The 16,279-nt window shown below is 56.9% G+C and carries 16 protein-coding genes; 12 read left to right on the top strand and 4 right to left on the bottom strand.

The features are described 5' to 3' along the window. Window positions 1-122 precede the first annotated feature (122 nt). Complete coding sequence (gene sixA / locus EDF81_RS07355; protein WP_123347426.1) at window positions 123-608, top strand: phosphohistidine phosphatase SixA; 486 nt, start codon at window positions 123-125, stop codon at window positions 606-608. Window positions 609-644: 36 nt separating this feature from the next. Here the strand turns inward: sixA and smrB are convergent, their stop codons facing one another. Then, window positions 645-1,196 (bottom strand): endonuclease SmrB, encoded by a 552-nt coding sequence (gene smrB / locus EDF81_RS07350; RefSeq protein ID WP_123347425.1) that lies wholly within the window; start codon window positions 1,194-1,196, stop codon window positions 645-647. 167 nt (window positions 1,197-1,363) lie between these two features. Here smrB and prmB point away from each other — a divergent pair, with 167 nt between their 5' ends. The 6 genes from prmB to EDF81_RS07320 all read left to right on the top strand — a co-directional run bounded on the left by prmB (window position 1,364) and on the right by EDF81_RS07320 (window position 5,941). Beyond that, window positions 1,364-2,296 (top strand): 50S ribosomal protein L3 N(5)-glutamine methyltransferase, encoded by a 933-nt coding sequence (gene prmB / locus EDF81_RS07345; RefSeq protein ID WP_123347424.1) that lies wholly within the window; start codon window positions 1,364-1,366, stop codon window positions 2,294-2,296. A gap of 69 nt (window positions 2,297-2,365) precedes the next feature. Continuing rightward, window positions 2,366-3,451 (top strand): chorismate synthase, encoded by a 1,086-nt coding sequence (gene aroC, locus EDF81_RS07340; protein ID WP_123347423.1) that lies wholly within the window; start codon window positions 2,366-2,368, stop codon window positions 3,449-3,451. Window positions 3,452-3,453: 2 nt separating this feature from the next. Next, window positions 3,454-4,278, top strand: a complete 825-nt coding sequence (gene mepA, locus EDF81_RS07335) for a penicillin-insensitive murein endopeptidase (RefSeq protein WP_123347422.1) — start codon at window positions 3,454-3,456, stop codon at window positions 4,276-4,278. Beyond that, the gene (locus EDF81_RS07330; protein WP_123347421.1) at window positions 4,278-5,087 is read left to right on the top strand and encodes a sulfite exporter TauE/SafE family protein; all 810 of its coding nucleotides are present in this window, start codon (window positions 4,278-4,280) and stop codon (window positions 5,085-5,087) included. The genes mepA and EDF81_RS07330 overlap by 1 nt, the downstream gene beginning before the upstream one ends. Next, entirely contained in the window at window positions 5,087-5,632 is a 546-nt protein-coding gene (locus tag EDF81_RS07325; RefSeq protein WP_123347420.1) for an elongation factor P hydroxylase, read from the top strand. Before EDF81_RS07330 ends, EDF81_RS07325 begins: the two co-directional genes overlap by 1 nt. 30 nt (window positions 5,633-5,662) lie before the next feature. Next, window positions 5,663-5,941, top strand: coding sequence for a YfcL family protein (locus EDF81_RS07320; protein ID WP_123347419.1), 279 nt, complete (start codon window positions 5,663-5,665; stop codon window positions 5,939-5,941). A 27-nt stretch (window positions 5,942-5,968) separates the two neighbouring features. Here the strand turns inward: EDF81_RS07320 and mnmC are convergent, their stop codons facing one another. Further along, the gene (gene mnmC / locus EDF81_RS07315) at window positions 5,969-7,984 is read right to left on the bottom strand and encodes a bifunctional tRNA (5-methylaminomethyl-2-thiouridine)(34)-methyltransferase MnmD/FAD-dependent 5-carboxymethylaminomethyl-2-thiouridine(34) oxidoreductase MnmC (RefSeq protein ID WP_184999472.1); all 2,016 of its coding nucleotides are present in this window, start codon (window positions 7,982-7,984) and stop codon (window positions 5,969-5,971) included. 162 nt (window positions 7,985-8,146) lie between these two features. Here mnmC and fabB point away from each other — a divergent pair, with 162 nt between their 5' ends. Further along, window positions 8,147-9,364 carry a beta-ketoacyl-ACP synthase I gene (gene fabB / locus EDF81_RS07310; protein ID WP_123347417.1) on the top strand — a complete coding sequence of 406 codons (1,218 nt, stop codon included), beginning with the start codon at window positions 8,147-8,149 and terminating at the stop codon, window positions 9,362-9,364. A gap of 63 nt (window positions 9,365-9,427) precedes the next feature. Here fabB and flk read toward each other — a convergent pair whose 3' ends face one another. After that, window positions 9,428-10,438, bottom strand: coding sequence for a flagella biosynthesis regulator Flk (gene flk / locus EDF81_RS07305; protein ID WP_123347416.1), 1,011 nt, complete (start codon window positions 10,436-10,438; stop codon window positions 9,428-9,430). A gap of 89 nt (window positions 10,439-10,527) precedes the next feature. Here flk and pdxB point away from each other — a divergent pair, with 89 nt between their 5' ends. The 4 genes from pdxB (at window position 10,528) to EDF81_RS07285 (ending at window position 14,239) form a co-directional block, all read left to right on the top strand. Then, a complete protein-coding gene (gene pdxB, locus EDF81_RS07300; protein ID WP_123347415.1) occupies window positions 10,528-11,664 on the top strand; it encodes a 4-phosphoerythronate dehydrogenase PdxB in 1,137 nt (378 codons plus the stop codon). Window positions 11,665-11,728: 64 nt separating this feature from the next. After that, entirely contained in the window at window positions 11,729-12,742 is a 1,014-nt protein-coding gene (locus tag EDF81_RS07295; protein ID WP_123347414.1) for an aspartate-semialdehyde dehydrogenase, read from the top strand. Continuing rightward, the gene (truA, locus tag EDF81_RS07290) at window positions 12,742-13,554 is read left to right on the top strand and encodes a tRNA pseudouridine(38-40) synthase TruA (RefSeq protein ID WP_123347413.1); all 813 of its coding nucleotides are present in this window, start codon (window positions 12,742-12,744) and stop codon (window positions 13,552-13,554) included. The genes EDF81_RS07295 and truA overlap by 1 nt, the downstream gene beginning before the upstream one ends. 25 nt (window positions 13,555-13,579) lie before the next feature. After that, window positions 13,580-14,239 carry a DedA family protein gene (locus EDF81_RS07285; RefSeq protein WP_123347412.1) on the top strand — a complete coding sequence of 220 codons (660 nt, stop codon included), beginning with the start codon at window positions 13,580-13,582 and terminating at the stop codon, window positions 14,237-14,239. A 136-nt stretch (window positions 14,240-14,375) separates the two neighbouring features. Here EDF81_RS07285 and EDF81_RS07280 read toward each other — a convergent pair whose 3' ends face one another. After that, window positions 14,376-16,151 (bottom strand): LTA synthase family protein, encoded by a 1,776-nt coding sequence (locus tag EDF81_RS07280; protein ID WP_123347411.1) that lies wholly within the window; start codon window positions 16,149-16,151, stop codon window positions 14,376-14,378. Between the last annotated feature and the right edge of the window lie 128 nt (window positions 16,152-16,279).

The following is a 16,279-nucleotide window of genomic DNA, read 5'->3' as shown; positions in this document are numbered from 1 at the left end:
AACACAGCGTTTCATTCGTCGAATGGATAAGGCACAATGCCCGGCCTCCGGGTTCCCCGGCGCTGAGAAGTTGGTGGCGTCCGGTTAACGTTGGTGCTTCTGGTTAACAAAAGCGGTGCAATATGCAAGTTTTTATCATGCGTCACGGCGACGCTGCACTTGATGCAGCCAGTGACTCAGTTCGTCCTCTGACCGTCTGTGGCTGTGACGAATCTCGTCAGATGGCGACCTGGCTTAACGGTCAGAAAGTAGATATTGAGCGTGTGCTGGTCAGCCCGTTCCTGCGCGCAGAGCAGACCCTCGGCGTGGTGGGGGAAGTGATGAACCTGCCGGGTAAGGTGGATGTTCTGCCGGAGCTTACGCCTGCGGGCGATGTCGGTATGGTCAGCGCTTACTTACAGATGCTGGCCAACGAAGGCGTTGCCACTGCACTGGTGATTTCTCACCTGCCGCTGGTTGGCTACCTGGTGTCTGAACTCTGCCCGCAGGAAGCGCCGCCGATGTTCACCACCTCGGCCATTGCCTGCGTCACCCTCGACGCTGAAGGTCACGGCACCTTTAACTGGCAGATGAGCCCCTGCAATTTGCGGATGGCGAAAGCTATCTAATAGCTTGCCCGGCAGTGCGCCGGGCAGTTTCTCATCCTATGGAAGTTCCGGCGGTTGCCACTCTTCGATCTCAATGAGCACCAGCAGCGCGGCGTCGCCGCCGTACTCTTTCGGTGCCTGATGAAACGCCACCACGTGAGGATGCTGTGCCAGCCAGAGCGGCGTCTGCTGCTTGAGGATATGTTTACCGTGGCCGTGCATCACGCAGGCGCAGAACACATGTTCGCGACGGCAGGCGGCAATCAGCGCCCCCAGCTCCTGCTTGGCCTGCTGCTGAGTCAGCCCGTGTAAGTCCAGAAACAGCTCCGGAGAGTAGTCGCCGCGGCGCAGCTTTTTCAGCTCGAAATGGCTATCGCCATCGCGCACGTATTTGCTCGGACCATCGGTATTCAGCAGCGGCTGGAACTCATCGGAAAAGTAGTGGCTGGCGTCGACCTGTTCCTGAATCAGTCTTTTCACCGGCACTTCGCTGATTTTTTTGCGCTGCGGACGGTGGACAATCGTATCGTGACTGATTTTGCGCGTGCCGGTCATTAACTGGCGGAACAGCGCCTGATCCTCGTCATTAAGCGATGTTTTCTTCTTCATCGTGCCGTCTAATCTCATCGTTTATTTCCGATAGTGTACCCGACCCGCCGCTTTCCCGGGCAGTAAAATGGTTTTTTCCCGCTAACCGCGCCGTGGAAGCTGATTTATCCCGGGCTTCATGGCAAACTAGCCGCCGAATTTATAGCGAAGCAGGGCCTGGAGGATACGTGGATAAAATTTTCGTCGAAGAAGCAGTGAGTGAGCTGCATACCATTCAGGACATGCTGCGCTGGTCGGTCAGCCGCTTTAGCGCCGCCAATATCTGGTACGGTCACGGCACCGACAACCCCTGGGATGAAGCGGTGCAGTTGGTGCTGCCAACCCTTTATCTGCCGCTGGATATTCCGGAAGATATGCGCCAGGCGCGCCTGACCTCCAGCGAGCGTCACCGTATCGTTGAGCGCGTGATCCGTCGCGTCAACGAGCGCATCCCGGTCGCCTATCTGACCAATAAAGCCTGGTTCTGCGGTCACGAATTTTACGTTGATGAGCGCGTGCTGGTGCCGCGCTCGCCGATTGGTGAGCTGATCAACAACCGCTTTGCCGGTCTGGTTGATGCCCAGCCCCAGCGCATTCTCGATATGTGCACCGGCAGCGGCTGTATCGCTATCGCCTGTGCTTATGCCTTCCCGGACGCGGAAGTCGACGCGGTGGATCTCTCTGAAGACGCGCTGGCGGTCACCGAGCACAATATTGAAGAACACGGTCTGCTGCACCACGTCACGCCGATGCGCTCTGACCTGTTCCGCGACCTGCCGACCATACAGTACGATCTGATCGTTACCAACCCGCCGTACGTTGACGAAGAAGATATGTCCGATCTGCCGGGCGAATACCGTCACGAGCCTGAAATGGGCCTGGCGTCCGGCAGCGATGGCCTGCAGCTGACCCGCCGCATTCTGGCCTGTGCGCCGGACTATCTGGCCGACGGCGGCGTTCTGATTTGTGAAGTCGGTAACAGCATGGTACATCTGATGGATCAGTATCCTGAGGTGCCCTTTACCTGGCTTGAGTTCGACAACGGCGGCGACGGCGTCTTTATGCTGACCAAAGACCAGCTGCTGGCGGCCCGCGAACACTTCAGCATCTACAAAGATTAAAACGAGAAAAAACGGCGGGCGACAGGCCCGCTCAGAACGCGCAAACAGAACAACCAAATCGGAGCCACGATGGCAGGAAATACAATCGGACAACTCTTTCGTGTAACCACCTTCGGCGAGTCGCACGGCCTGGCGCTTGGCTGCATTATCGACGGTGTTCCGCCGGGTATTCCGCTCACCGAAGCGGATCTGCAGCACGACCTCGACCGACGTCGTCCCGGTACCTCCCGCTATACCACCCAGCGCCGCGAGCCGGACCAGGTCAAAATCCTCTCCGGCGTTTTTGACGGCGTCACCACCGGGACCAGTATCGGCCTGCTGATTGAGAATACCGACCAGCGCTCTCAGGATTACGGTGCCATCAAAGACCTGTTCCGTCCGGGACACGCTGACTACACCTACGAACAAAAATACGGCCTGCGCGACTATCGCGGGGGCGGACGTTCTTCCGCCCGCGAAACCGCGATGCGCGTGGCTGCCGGTGCGGTTGCCAAAAAATATCTGGCGCAGAAGTTCGGCATTGTGATCCGCGGCTGCATGACCCAGATGGGCGATATCCCGCTGGAAATCAAAGACTGGGCGCAGGTTGAGCAGAACCCGTTCTTCTGCCCGGACCCGGATAAAATCGAGGCGCTGGACGAACTGATGCGCGGCCTGAAAAAAGAGGGCGACTCTATCGGGGCGAAGATCACCGTGGTCGCCGACGGCGTGCCGCCGGGTCTTGGCGAGCCGGTATTTGACCGTCTTGATGCCGATATCGCCCATGCGCTGATGAGCATCAATGCGGTAAAAGGCGTCGAGATTGGCGATGGCTTCGAGGTGGTTAAGCTGCGCGGCAGCGAGAACCGCGATGAGATCACCAAAGCGGGCTTCCAGAGCAACCACGCCGGTGGCATCCTCGGCGGGATCAGCAGCGGTCAGCAGATCGTCGCCCATATGGCCCTGAAACCGACCTCCAGCATTACCGTTCCGGGCCGTACTCTGAACCGTGCGGGCGAAGAGGTGGAGATGATCACCAAAGGTCGCCACGATCCCTGCGTCGGGATCCGCGCCGTGCCGATCGCCGAAGCGATGCTGGCGATTGTGCTGATGGATCACCTGATGCGTCAGCGCGCACAAAATGCGGATGTCAAAAGCGACTTACCACGCTGGTAACTATGAATAAACACCTCCTCGCGCTGATGGCCTTACTGGTCAGCGGCGCCAGTCTGGCGGCAACGCCCTGGCAAAAAATTACCCAGCCAGTTCCCGGCAGCGCCCAGTCTATCGGCGCGTTTTCTAACGGCTGTATCGTGGGCGCGCAGGCGCTGCCGATCCAGTCCGACAGCTATCAGGTGATGCGTACCGACCAGCGTCGCTACTTTGGCCATCCGGATCTGGTGCAGTTTATCCAGCGCCTGGGGAACCAGACGGCGGCGAACGGGATGGGTACGCTGCTGATTGGCGATATGGGGATGCCTGCGGGCGGACGTTTTAACGGCGGCCACGCCAGCCACCAGAGCGGTCTGGATGTTGATATTTATCTGCAGTTGCCGAAAACGCGCTGGACGGCGGCGCAGCTGCTGAAGCCTCAGGCGCTGGATCTGGTGTCCCGCGACGGCAAGCAGGTGGTGCCCTCCCTGTGGAAACCGGAAATCGGTAGCCTGATCAAGCTGGCCGCGCAGGACAGCGAGGTCACCCGTATTTTTGTTAATGCGGCGATCAAGCAGCGGCTCTGTCTGGATGCGGGCACCGATCGCGACTGGCTGCGTAAAGTCCGCCCCTGGTTCCAGCATCGCGCCCATATGCACGTGCGTCTGCGCTGCCCGGCGGGCAGCCTGGAGTGTCAGGATCAGCCTCTGCCGCCGGACGGCGATGGCTGCGGTGCCGAGCTGCAAAGCTGGTTTGAACCGGCGAAGCCTGGTACCTCTTCCCCTGGAAAACCGGTGCCGCCGCCGTTGCCGCCTTCCTGTCAGGCTTTACTGGATGAGCATTTACTTTGATGGATATGTTTACCGACATTTTTATGGTGACGCCCACCGTGCTGGCGGTGCTGCTGCTGGTGGCGATCCTTGCCGGGTTTATTGACGCGCTGGCCGGCGGTGGCGGACTGTTAACGGTGCCTGCGTTGCTGGCCGCCGGTATGACGCCCGCGCAGGCGCTGGCCACCAACAAGCTGCAGGCCTGCGGTGGGTCGATCTCCTCCTCGCTCTATTTTATTCGTCGTAAAGTCGTCAATCTGGCCGATCAGAAGCTCAATATTCTGATGACATTTATCGGCTCCACCACCGGCGCGCTGCTGGTACAGTACGTCAAGTCGGACGTGCTGCGGCAGATCCTGCCGGTGCTGATTATCTGTATCGGCCTCTATTTTCTGCTGATGCCGAAGCTCGGCGAAGAAGACCGTCAGCGTCGGCTGTATGGCCTGCCATTTGCTCTGGTCGCGGGCGGCTGCGTCGGTTTCTACGACGGCTTTTTCGGTCCCGGCGCCGGGTCGTTCTACGCCCTGGCGTTTGTCACCCTGGCCGGGTTTAACCTCGCCAAGTCGACCGCGCACGCCAAAGTGCTTAACGCCACCTCAAACATCGGCGGTCTGCTGCTGTTTATCATCGGCGGTAAGGTGATGTGGGCGACCGGGTTCGTCATGCTGGCAGGCCAGTTCTTTGGAGCGCGAATGGGCTCCCGACTGGTACTGAGCAAAGGGCAAAAGCTTATCCGTCCGATGATTGTGATTGTCTCGGCGGTGATGAGCTGCAAACTTCTCTATGACAGCCACGGAGCGGAGATCTTCCAGTGGTTAGGGATACAATAATGAACCAGCAACACCATTTTCAGCAGCTGATGACCATTTTTGACGGCTGCTTTGCGGGTGATTTTAATACCCGTCTGATTCAGGGCGACGAAGAACCGATCTATCTTCCTGCAGATAATGAGGTGCCGTACCACCGCATCGTTTTTGCCCACGGCTATTACGCCAGCGCGCTGCATGAAATTTCCCACTGGTGTATTGCCGGGGAAGCGCGTCGTCAACTGGTGGATTTTGGCTACTGGTACTGCCCGGACGGTCGCGATGCGGCAACGCAGGGGCAGTTTGAAGATGTCGAGGTCAAACCTCAGGCGTTTGACTGGTTGTTCTGCGTGGCGGCGGGTTTCCCGTTTAACGTCAGCTGTGACAACCTGGAAGGCGATTTCGAGCCGGACCGCATTGTGTTTCAGCGTCGGGTGCATGCTCAGGTGATGACGTATCTGGAGCAGGGCATCCCGCCGCGTCCGGCGCGTTTTATCAAAGCATTGCAGGATTATTACCACACGCCGGCGTTGACGGCGGAACAATTTCCGTGGCCGGAAGACCTATAACTAAGGCCATGTTACTAAAGAGGAAGAAAGATGCTCGCTGAGTTTGAATCACGCATTCTGGCGTTAATTGACGATATGGTAGAAACGGCCGGTGATGACGAACTGTTTGCCAGCGGCTATCTGCGTGGACACCTGACGCTGGCGGTTGCAGAGCTGGAAAACGGTGAGGATCATTCCCCGGCTGCGCTGTACCAGAAAGTCGGGGTTGGCCTGGAAACCGCTATCCAGGCCGGTGAACTCTCGCCGCGCGACCAGGCCCTGGTGCTGGGCATGTGGGATACCCTGTATCAGCAGGCGCAGCCGAACTGACATCGCGTTACACAGCGGGTGAGGGCATCAGCCTCCACCCGCTTTCACCACCGCTTTTCCCTTCAGCAGTTTCCGCACCCAGAACCGATTTGGACTCAGCGCCGCCAGGGTTTCGCCATCCAGCGGGATCGGCTCTTCGCTCATCTGAGACGCCAGGATTTCCGCCGCCAGCGGGGCCGAGCAAAGCCCGCGTGAACCCAGCGCGCCCAGCATATACAGCTCCGGATAGACCGGCGCGCTGACCGCATCCGCTTTATTACCTGCCAGGTCCGCATAGTGCTCCAGGGTCGCGGCGTAATCCGGGACGTTGCCGACCAGCGGGAGATGATCGCGGGTCGCGCAGCGCACGCCGCAGCGTGCTTCACCCTCGCTGACATCCACCTCATGCGGCCACTCAGCCTCGGGGAAACAGTCAATCAGGCGCTGGCGGTTATGCTGCTGATCGGCCTCGCTGTACTCCACCGCCTCGTTGCCCCGATGATAGCTGGCACCGATACAGTGGTGCTGATTGTTCGGGTTAACCGGCGTCATATAACCGTCGTAGCACAGAACCTGGCGCAGTTCGCCCAGCGCGGGCGTGGTCGGAATATGGCTGACCTGGCCGCCAACCGAGTAAACCGGCAGCGTGTCGGTATGGGGGAACTGGCTGACGCGGTGCCCGTTCGCCAGCACCAGACTCCGGTGCCGGGCGCCGATGCCGTCGGCAAAAGACAAATGCCAGCCCGTTTCAGCAGGTTCAAACGCGGAGAGAGGATGCTGATAGTAAATCCTCAGGCCCTGCCGTTCGGCCAGAGCCAGCGCGGCGGCGGTCAGCTGCGCCGGACACAGCCAGCCGCCGGCCGGATAAGTAATGCCGCCGCAGTTGGTCTCCACGCCCGTCAGCGCCCGTGCCTGTTCGCTATCGACGGCGTGGGCAAGTTCATCCGGCAGGTTGAGACTGAGCATCTGGTCGATTTTGGCCTGACTTTTCTCATCCCAGCCCAGCTGGGTGACGCCGCACCACTGATGGTCAAAGTCCACCGGTAGCGCATCGTAGAGACGGCGGGCAAAGGTAAAGGCCGCCGGGAAGAAACTTTCCAGCGCCGGGTTCTGGGCGCTCAGCAACGGATAGAGCGCCCCCTGACGGTTGCCGGAAGCACCTTCAGCCGGAGCGGCGTCGGCGCAGTAAAGGGTGACCTGCCAGCCGCGACGCAGCAGCGCCAGGGAGAGCAGGGCGCTGGCGATCCCGCCGCCGATAATCGCCACTTCCCGTTCCGTACTTCCGCTACGCGCAAACCAGGGTGTACGGGCTGGAATTGCGGGGGGATTCTCCAGTATGCCGGTCAGCATTTCACGCTTGCGGCCAAAGCCCTTGCACTTGTGCATGGTGAACCCGGCCTCCTGCAAACCCCGGCGCACAAAGCCTGCTGAGGTAAAGGTGGCGAGCGTTGCGCCGGGACGCGCCAGGCGGGCCATCGCCCGGAACAGCTCCGGTGTCCACATATCGGGATTCTTCGCCGGGGCAAAGCCGTCGAGGAACCAGGCGTCCACCTGCCGGTTAAGGGAGTCATCGAGCCGGTCGGTCAGTTCATTAATATCGCCAAACCACAGGTCCAGCGTGACCCGACCTTCATCCAGCAGCAGACGGTGGCAGCCGGGCAGCGCCATCGGCCATTGCGCCTGCAGCAGCTGCGCGTAACCGGCCAGCTCTGGCCAGTGAAGGTGCGCCTCGTGCAGATCCGCTTTTTTTAGCGGGAATTTTTCGAAACTGATGAAATGTAATCTTTGCAGGGTAGCCTGCGGGTGCGTGCGCCGGAAATCGTCAAATGCCTGCCAGAGGGTAAGGAAGTTCAGGCCGGTGCCGAAACCGCTCTCGGCGACGATAAAATGGTCGCGGGCGTGATCGGGAAAACGTGTGGTCAGCTGGTTGCCGCCGAGGAACACATAGCGGGTCTCCTCCAGACCGTTATCATTGGAGAAATAGACATCGTTAAAATCTCGGGAAACAAGTGTACCCTGATTGTTAAATTCGACCCTGGCGGATTGTATAGCGGTATGTTTCACGTAAGTTACTCGTCTGGCAAGCAGTGTCCCGATCTTAACGATCCTGTCAGGATGGTGCAAATTTCCACATAATCTGGCTGATCGGACTTGTTCAGCGTACAAGTGTACGCTATTGTGCGACACGAATCTTAAATGAAATAGTGCGACTTACAGAGGTATTAAATGAAACGTGCAGTGATTACTGGCCTTGGTATTGTTTCCAGCATCGGTAACAACCAGCAGGAAGTCCTGGCATCTCTGCGTGAAGGACGCTCGGGGATCACTTTCTCTCAGGAGTTCGTTGATGCCGGTATGCGTAGCCACGTATGGGGTAACGTTAAGCTTGACACGACAGGCATGATTGACCGCAAGGTTGTGCGTTTCATGAATGATGCCTCTATCTACGCTTACCTCTCCATGCAGCAGGCTGTTGAAGATGCAGACCTGAAGGAAGAGGTTTACCAGAATAACCCGCGTGTGGGTCTGATCGCCGGTTCCGGTGGTTCGTCTAAATATCAGGTGTTCGGCGCTGACGCGATGCGTAGCCCGCGCGGCCTGAAAGCGGTTGGCCCGTATGTGGTCACCAAAGCGATGGCCTCTGCGGTTTCCGCCTGCCTCGCCACGCCGTTCAAAATCCACGGCGTTAACTACTCTATCAGCTCCGCCTGTGCGACCTCCGCACACTGTATCGGCAGCGCGGTAGAACAGATTCAGCTGGGCAAACAGGACATCGTTTTTGCCGGCGGCGGCGAAGAGCTGTGCTGGGAAATGGCCTGTGAGTTCGATGCAATGGGCGCACTGTCCACTAAATACAACGACACGCCGGAAAAAGCGTCCCGTACCTATGATGCAAACCGTGACGGTTTCATTATCGCAGGCGGCGGCGGTATGGTTGTGGTTGAAGAGCTGGAGCACGCGCTGGCGCGCGGTGCACACATCTACGCTGAAGTGGTAGGCTACGGCGCAACCTCCGACGGTGCCGACATGGTTGCTCCGTCCGGTGAAGGCGCGGTGCGCTGCATGAAGCTGGCGATGCACGGCGTTGACACTCCGATCGACTACCTGAACTCCCACGGTACCTCTACGCCGGTTGGCGATGTGAAAGAGCTGGGTGCTATCCGCGAAGTGTTCGGTGATAAGAGCCCGGCCATCTCCGCGACGAAAGCAATGACCGGTCACTCTCTGGGCGCCGCTGGCGTACAGGAAGCCATCTACTCCCTGCTGATGCTGGAACACAGCTTTATCGCCCCGAGCATCAACGTTGAAGAGCTGGACGAGCAGGCTGCTGGCCTGAACATCGTCACCAAACCGACCGATGCGGCACTGACCACTGTAATGTCTAACAGCTTCGGCTTCGGCGGCACCAACGCCACGCTGGTCATGCGTAAATACAACGCATAAGCGACATCGTAAGATGACAAAAGGGAGCCTGATGGCTCCCTTTTTTGCTTTGGGGGTCGTCTGTCAGATAACCAGCCAGAACACGACCGCCACGGCCAGTGCGGCAATCAGCATCAGGCCGGGACGTGCGGACAGATTCTTAAACGACTCGATCACCGGCGTGAACGGGTTGATGTATGGCGGCACGTAGCGGGTATCCAGCGCCGGGTTTTCCGCAGAGCGCTCCGTCCGGCGCAGGAAGATCTGATTCAGAATATCCTGGACCTGAGCGGTGGTCAGCACGCTCTGCGGCATCACCTGCCAGTTTTGCTGGGCGTAGTCGCGGATGGTCTGTAATTCCTGCGGTTCCATCGGCTGCTTCAGCGCCGCCTGCAGCGTATGCAGCGTCGGTGCGCTCTGAGTGCTTAGCGTCTGGCGGGCCTGTAGCCAGGTGACCAACTGGGTAAAGTGCTTCGCCGGGATCGGTTCGCCGGTTTTAACGCCGGTCAGTTCCAGCATCGACTGCCAGATAAGCTTCCCGGACTCGCCGGTACTGGCCGCGAGCTTAGTGACCAGCTGATTCAGGGTGTTGTTTTCCGCAGGCAGCATGGGCCTGTCGGTGCCCGGGCGGACCTGGGGCTGCGGGATCGATAACTGGTTATTTTGCAGCAGCGTCAGCACCGTCTTGAGCTGTTCGGGCGAGAGCTGGCTCAGTGCTGTCTGACCAAATTGCTGGCGAATAAAGTCGCTCACCGCCTGGCGGTTATTGCCCTGGCCGAGCAGTTCCGTGAGCTGGGACAGCACCTGACGCGTGCTGTGGGTCTGCTGGGCCGTTTCCAGACGCTGGTTAAGATTCTGTTCGGCGGCAGGGAAGTGGCGCGACAGCAGCGGCGCATCGCCCTTTAAACCGAGATCGTGTTTCACGCCAGCCCATAGCTCGGGGCTTTGATGCTGGGTCAGTGCGATCAGGCGCGTGATCAGGCGCTCCAGGACCGTGCGTTGCAGGCTGGAAAGCGGCAGTTCTCCGATACCGGAGGCGGGTGTTGTCGGGCCCTGGCCGGGAGGTTGCGCAGGAGCGCCCTGAATGGGTTGCATAGTGGTATTCCTCTGGCTCTAAGTATGCCTGGCGGCGAGATTATGGCACACTTATCGCCTTATCTCCCGCACTCAGACAGGAACATGGTGTGAAAATCCTCGTTGACGAAAATATGCCCTATGCCCGCGAACTTTTCAGCCGTCTCGGCGACGTCGAAGCGGTACCGGGACGCCCGGTTCCCCGCGAGGCGCTGGCCGGTGCCGACGCGTTAATGGTGCGCTCCGTCACCAGGGTCGATGCCGCGCTGCTGGCGAACGAGTCGGTCAAATTTGTGGGTACCGCCACGGCCGGGACCGACCATGTGGATATTCCCTGGCTGGAACAGGCGGGAATCGGTTTTTCCGCCGCACCCGGCTGTAACGCCATAGCGGTAGTGGAGTATGTCTTTTCCGCGCTGCTGATGCTGGCGGAGCGGGACGGTTTTACCCTGACCGATCGCACCGTGGGAATTGTCGGCGTGGGCAACGTCGGCGGGCGCTTGCAGGCGCGTCTTGAGGCGCTGGGCGTGCGTACGCTGCTGTGCGATCCGCCGCGTGCGGACCGGGGCGACGAGGGGGATTTCCGCTCGCTGGACGCGCTGGTCGCCGAAGCCGATATTCTGACCTTCCATACCCCGCTGTTTAAAAGCGGGCCGTACACCTCTTTGCATCTGGCCGATAAAGCCCTGATCCAGCGCCTGAAGCCGGGCACTATCCTGATTAACGCCTGTCGCGGTCCGGTGGTGGATAACGGGGCGCTGCTGGCCTGTCTGGAAGCCGGACAGGATCTGAGCGTGGTGCTGGACGTCTGGGAAGGCGAGCCGGATCTCAATACCGCGCTGCTGGACCGGGTGGATATTGGCACCGCGCATATCGCGGGCTACACCCTGGAAGGAAAGGCGCGTGGGACCACTCAGGTATTCGAAGCCTACAGCCAGTTTATCGGTCAGGCGCAGCAGGTGGCGCTGGATACGCTGCTGCCCGCCCCGGAATTCGGGCGCATTACCCTGCACGGACCGCTGGATCAGCCGACGCTAAAAAGGCTGGTGCATTTGGTGTATGATGTGCGCCGCGATGATGCCCCCCTGCGAAACGTGGCCGGTATTCCGGGTGAGTTCGACAAGCTGCGTAAGCACTACCTTGAGCGCCGGGAGTGGTCGTCCCTGTTTGTGCAGTGCGACGATCCGCAGGCGGCAACGCTGCTGCATGCGCTTGGTTTTAACGCTGTTTATCACCCTGCGCATTAATCTGAAATTTCTGTTCCTCGCCTGCCGGGCGAGGAATTTTTGTTATTGTCTGGAGTAAACCACCATGTCAGAAGGCTGGAATATTGCCATCCTGGGTGCCACCGGCGCCGTAGGTGAAGCCCTGCTTGAAACGCTCGCTGAGCGTCAGTTCCCGGTGGGTGAGTTGTATGCCCTGGCGCGCGCGGAAAGCGCCGGAGAATCCCTGCGTTTCGCCGGTAAAACCGTGCGCGTAGAAGACGCAGAGGCGTTTGACTGGACCCAGGTTCAGCTGGCCTTTTTCGTGGCCGGGGTCGAAGCCTCTGCCCGCTATGCCGAAGAAGCCGCGGGTTCGGGCTGTCTGGTCATTGATGCCAGCGGTCTGTTTGCGCTGGAGCCGGACGTGCCGCTGGTGGTGCCGGAGGTCAACCCGTTTGTGCTGGCGGACTACCGCAACCGCAATATTGTCGCGGTCGCCGACAGCCTGACCAGCCAGCTGCTGACGGCTTTGAAGCCGTTAATTGACGAAGGCGGTCTGTCGCGCATCAGCGTGACCAGCCTGCTGGCCGCGTCAGGACAGGGCAAAAAAGCGGTCGATGCCCTGGCCGGACAGAGCGCGAAGCTGCTGAACGGTATCCCGGTTGACGAGGATGACTTCTTTGGTCGCCAGCTGGCGTTTAACATGCTGCCGATCCTGCCCGACGGCGAAGGCAGCGTTCGCGAAGCGCGCCGTGTCGTCGATCAGGTGCGTAAGATTATGCAGGATGAGGGACTGATGATCTCCGCCAGCTGCGTGCGTGCCCCGGTATTCTACGGCCACGCGCAGATGGTGAGCTTTGAGGCCCTGCGCCCGCTGGCGGCGGAAGAGGCGCGTGACGCCTTCGGTCGTGGTGAAGACATTGTGCTGTCTGAAGCTAATGACTTCCCGACGCAGGTTGGCGACGCCTCCGGCAGTGCGCACCTCTCCGTAGGCTGCGTGCACAACGACTACGGCATGCCGGAGCAGATCCAGTTCTGGTCCGTCGCCGATAACGTCCGTTTTGGCGGTGCGCTGATGGCGGTGAAGATCGCTGAGAAACTGGTGCAGGAGTACTGGTACTAATGTCTGACGTTGAAGGTCTGCCGGTGCAGAAAATAGCCCTGGGGATCGAGTATGACGGTAGTCGCTACTATGGCTGGCAGCGGCAACAGGAAGTGCGCAGCGTGCAGGAAAAGCTGGAACAGGCGCTTTCTAAGGTCGCTGATGAGCCGATCGTGGTCTTCTGCGCCGGGCGTACCGACGCGGGTGTCCACGGCACCGGTCAGGTGGTGCATTTCGAAACCCGTGCGGTGCGTAAAGATGCGGCCTGGACGCTGGGCGTAAATGCGAATTTACCTGGAGACATTGCGGTGCGCTGGGTGAAAACTGTGCCGGAGGATTTTCATGCCCGGTTCAGCGCGACGGCCCGCCGTTATCGCTACATTATTCACAATCATCGTTTACGCCCGGCGGTGCTTAACCGTGGCGTGACCCATTACCATCAGCCGCTTGATGTGGAGCGCATGCAGCGCGCCGCTCAGAGTCTGCTGGGGGAGAACGATTTTACCTCGTTCCGTGCGGTACAGTGCCAGTCGCGCACGCCGTGGCGTAACGTGATGCACATCAACGTTGAACGTTTCGGTGCATATGTGGTGGTGGATATCAAAGCCAATGCCTTTGTACATCATATGGTAAGGAACATTGTCGGCAGCCTGATGGAAGTAGGCGCCCAGAACCAGCCAGAGAGCTGGATAGCAGAATTGCTCGCGGCGAAGGACAGAATGCTGGCGGCAGCGACGGCACGAGCGGAAGGGTTGTATCTGGTGGCGGTCGATTATCCGTCCCGTTTCGACCTGCCGGTCATGCCGATGGGCCCGCTATTTTTAGCGGACTGATGCAGACAAACAAAGGCTAACGTTAATGGATCTGATCTACTTCCTTATCGATTTTATTTTGCATATTGATGTGCATATGGCGGAGCTCGTTGCCGAATACGGCATGTGGGTTTACGCCATTCTGTTCCTGATATTGTTCTGTGAAACGGGGCTGGTGGTAACGCCTTTCCTGCCGGGGGATTCTCTGCTGTTTGTGGCCGGTGCCCTTGCGGCGCTGCCGGGTAACGATCTCAACGTCCATATGATGGTTATGCTGATGATCGTGGCGGCAATCCTCGGGGATGCGGTTAACTACACCATTGGCCGACTGTTTGGTGAGAAGTTATTCAGCAACCCGAACTCGAAAATTTTCCGCCGCAGCTATCTCGATAAGACCCATGCTTTCTATGATAAACATGGTGGGAAGACCATTATCCTGGCCCGTTTTGTGCCAATCGTCAGGACTTTTGCGCCTTTTGTGGCGGGAATGGGACATATGTCTTATCGTCATTTTGCCGCCTACAATGTTATCGGCGCGCTGGTGTGGGTGCTGCTGTTTACCTACGCGGGCTACATCTTTGGCGATCTGCCGGTGGTGCAGGAGAACCTGAAGCTGCTGATTGTGGCGATTATCGTGCTCTCTATCCTGCCGGGCGTGGTTGAAATCATCCGCCACAGACGCGCTGCTGCGCGGCAGGCAAAATAAAGCGAACGCGCCCCCGGTTATCATCTACCGGGGGCCAGTACAGGGGGGGCTTCCCCCTGCTTGTCTGTAACCCGCCAGGATTAAGCCCTCGACAAAACCACAGCAATCCTGGTGGAAGGGATCTGATAAAAAATTTTTAATCTTCAAATAACGCCATAGCATACAGCCAGGCTGGAGGCATATGTATTAATTGCTGATAGCTATATTGATTTTGTAAATCGCAAACAACATTTGCGTTATAGGTAAATGCAGGTAATCCTGAGGCGATGAAATATTTGTCAATCAGGGATGACAGACAAAAGAATGGTTTATTATTCGCCGCTGCTGTGAGCTGTGCGATACTCTCACGATCCCGGGATTTTATCAGTACCGGAACATCGCCATAATCTTTTGGCGTAGCTCCGTTTTTTAACAAGAAATCCTCATCACGATCACCGGTCTTTGAAAACATCTCTGCGGGCAGTATTTTATTTTTATAGAAATAGGTATTCAGCGAGGGCTTATGATCACCATAGATAACGATCACCGCGTCAGGATCTAATTTTTCTACCTCTTTTGAAAATTCGGTTATTCTTTCAATGGATTCATTTAGTTCATGACCATATACACCTTCACCATAGTCATTCATGTGCGGGAAGGGGCCATGGGTGGACATGGTAATCAGATTGAGGAATATTTTCTTTCCATCGGCGAGCTTGATGGCATTGATAGCGTTTCGGTATAAGAGATAATCATCAGGTTGCCATTGCCAGGACTGCTTTCTGGAAGCATATTCCGGGGGGAGATCGCCCATTTCAGAAAGGCCATGAAAAACATCAAAACCAAATTTCTTATAAACTACATCCCGGTGCCAAAAGTTTTTAATGTAATTATGCGCAGCGTAGGTTATAAATCCTTTTTGTTTTAATGCGCTGGCTAAAGTTTCCGCATCAGGTTTTATTAATCCAGCATATTCCTGATAGATAATCCCTGATAATTTATCGGCGTTACTGGGCAAGCCCGTGAGCATTTCAAACTCGGCATTCGGGGTGCCTCCGCCGTAGACAGGCGATGTTGCTCTCAGGGCAGAGTAGCCCATACGGAACAGAGGTTCGAACTTTTCAGAAAAATTATTTTTATCATACCAACAGGATTCACAGAGTATATAAATAATTGTTTTATGACCCGTTATCGGTGCCGGATTTCTGTCTTTTTCAGTTGCATAAAGGGCACGCCCGGCATCTGTAGCTGAAGGCACAGATTTTCTTAAACTCGTCTGAATGAGATGCATTGGCAGTCCGTTAGCCTGCGCATTGCCTGGCCAATTCCATGAGGCATAGACGATATTGTATTTTGTAGACAGTGCTTGAAATTTCGCATTGAATTTAGTATCCCCGGGAAGTAGAAGAAAATAGGGTGTAAATGCGAAAGGGCTAATAGCAATAAGCAACAGTAATAAAAACAGCTGGTGTAATCTACTGGTGGTGATATTTTTACTGACGTAAGCTAATATTGTACCGCCCAAAATAATAAGCACTGCGGATGTGATCGACCAGTAATTGAGATAACGTCCTGCAATCGTCAGGTTCAAACCTGAAATAATATCATTAAAAGATAAGGGTTCACCGGTCAGGGCTGTTTTTGTACCGTTAATGAAGTTAAAAGCAACTATCAGGCTCAATGTAATGTAACTACATAACAGAGCTGGTATTCTTATCACACGAAGCAGCAAGTAGAGAAAAATAACGGGCGATGATAACCATATAAAGGCTGTCAAATAATGCTTTTTATCCGCAAGAAACAGATCGGCTCGCCATTCAATAAGCGTCTGACTAAGTACATAAAGAGTGAATGCAATGGTAAGTATATCTACGTGAATGCCTTTTATACTTATTATTTTTTTTTGTAATATTCGTTTGATAAATATTGTCATCGAGTTTCATTACTTTTCATGTTGACTCTGTTTAAAATATAGCCCACCAGGCTTCGCAGAGGCGTTAATCCTCCCATCCTGGCGTGGATTTATAACAGAATTCACGTTAGGATAAAAGTATGCACCCT

The sequence above is a fragment of the Enterobacter sp. BIGb0383 genome, from assembly GCF_003751845.1.
Lineage (GTDB): Bacteria > Pseudomonadota > Gammaproteobacteria > Enterobacterales > Enterobacteriaceae > BIGb0383.
Note: the sequence above shows the minus strand (reverse complement) of the source record. Positions and strands in the feature narration are given on the sequence as shown.

Bases quoted from the DNA above. Each gene is read 5' to 3' on its own strand.
- sixA (WP_123347426.1), top strand. From the start codon at position 123: ATGCAAGTTTTTATCATGCGTCACGGCGACGCTGCACTTGATGCAGCC.
- smrB (WP_123347425.1), bottom strand. From the start codon at position 1,196: ATGAAGAAGAAAACATCGCTTAATGACGAGGATCAGGCGCTGTTCCGC.
- aroC (WP_123347423.1), top strand. From the start codon at position 2,366: ATGGCAGGAAATACAATCGGACAACTCTTTCGTGTAACCACCTTCGGC.
- mepA (WP_123347422.1), top strand. From the start codon at position 3,454: ATGAATAAACACCTCCTCGCGCTGATGGCCTTACTGGTCAGCGGCGCC.
- EDF81_RS07330 (WP_123347421.1), top strand. From the start codon at position 4,278: ATGGATATGTTTACCGACATTTTTATGGTGACGCCCACCGTGCTGGCG.
- EDF81_RS07325 (WP_123347420.1), top strand. From the start codon at position 5,087: ATGAACCAGCAACACCATTTTCAGCAGCTGATGACCATTTTTGACGGC.
- EDF81_RS07320 (WP_123347419.1), top strand. From the start codon at position 5,663: ATGCTCGCTGAGTTTGAATCACGCATTCTGGCGTTAATTGACGATATG.
- fabB (WP_123347417.1), top strand. From the start codon at position 8,147: ATGAAACGTGCAGTGATTACTGGCCTTGGTATTGTTTCCAGCATCGGT.
- flk (WP_123347416.1), bottom strand. From the start codon at position 10,438: ATGCAACCCATTCAGGGCGCTCCTGCGCAACCTCCCGGCCAGGGCCCG.
- EDF81_RS07295 (WP_123347414.1), top strand. From the start codon at position 11,729: ATGTCAGAAGGCTGGAATATTGCCATCCTGGGTGCCACCGGCGCCGTA.
- truA (WP_123347413.1), top strand. From the start codon at position 12,742: ATGTCTGACGTTGAAGGTCTGCCGGTGCAGAAAATAGCCCTGGGGATC.
- EDF81_RS07285 (WP_123347412.1), top strand. From the start codon at position 13,580: ATGGATCTGATCTACTTCCTTATCGATTTTATTTTGCATATTGATGTG.
- EDF81_RS07280 (WP_123347411.1), bottom strand. From the start codon at position 16,151: ATGACAATATTTATCAAACGAATATTACAAAAAAAAATAATAAGTATA.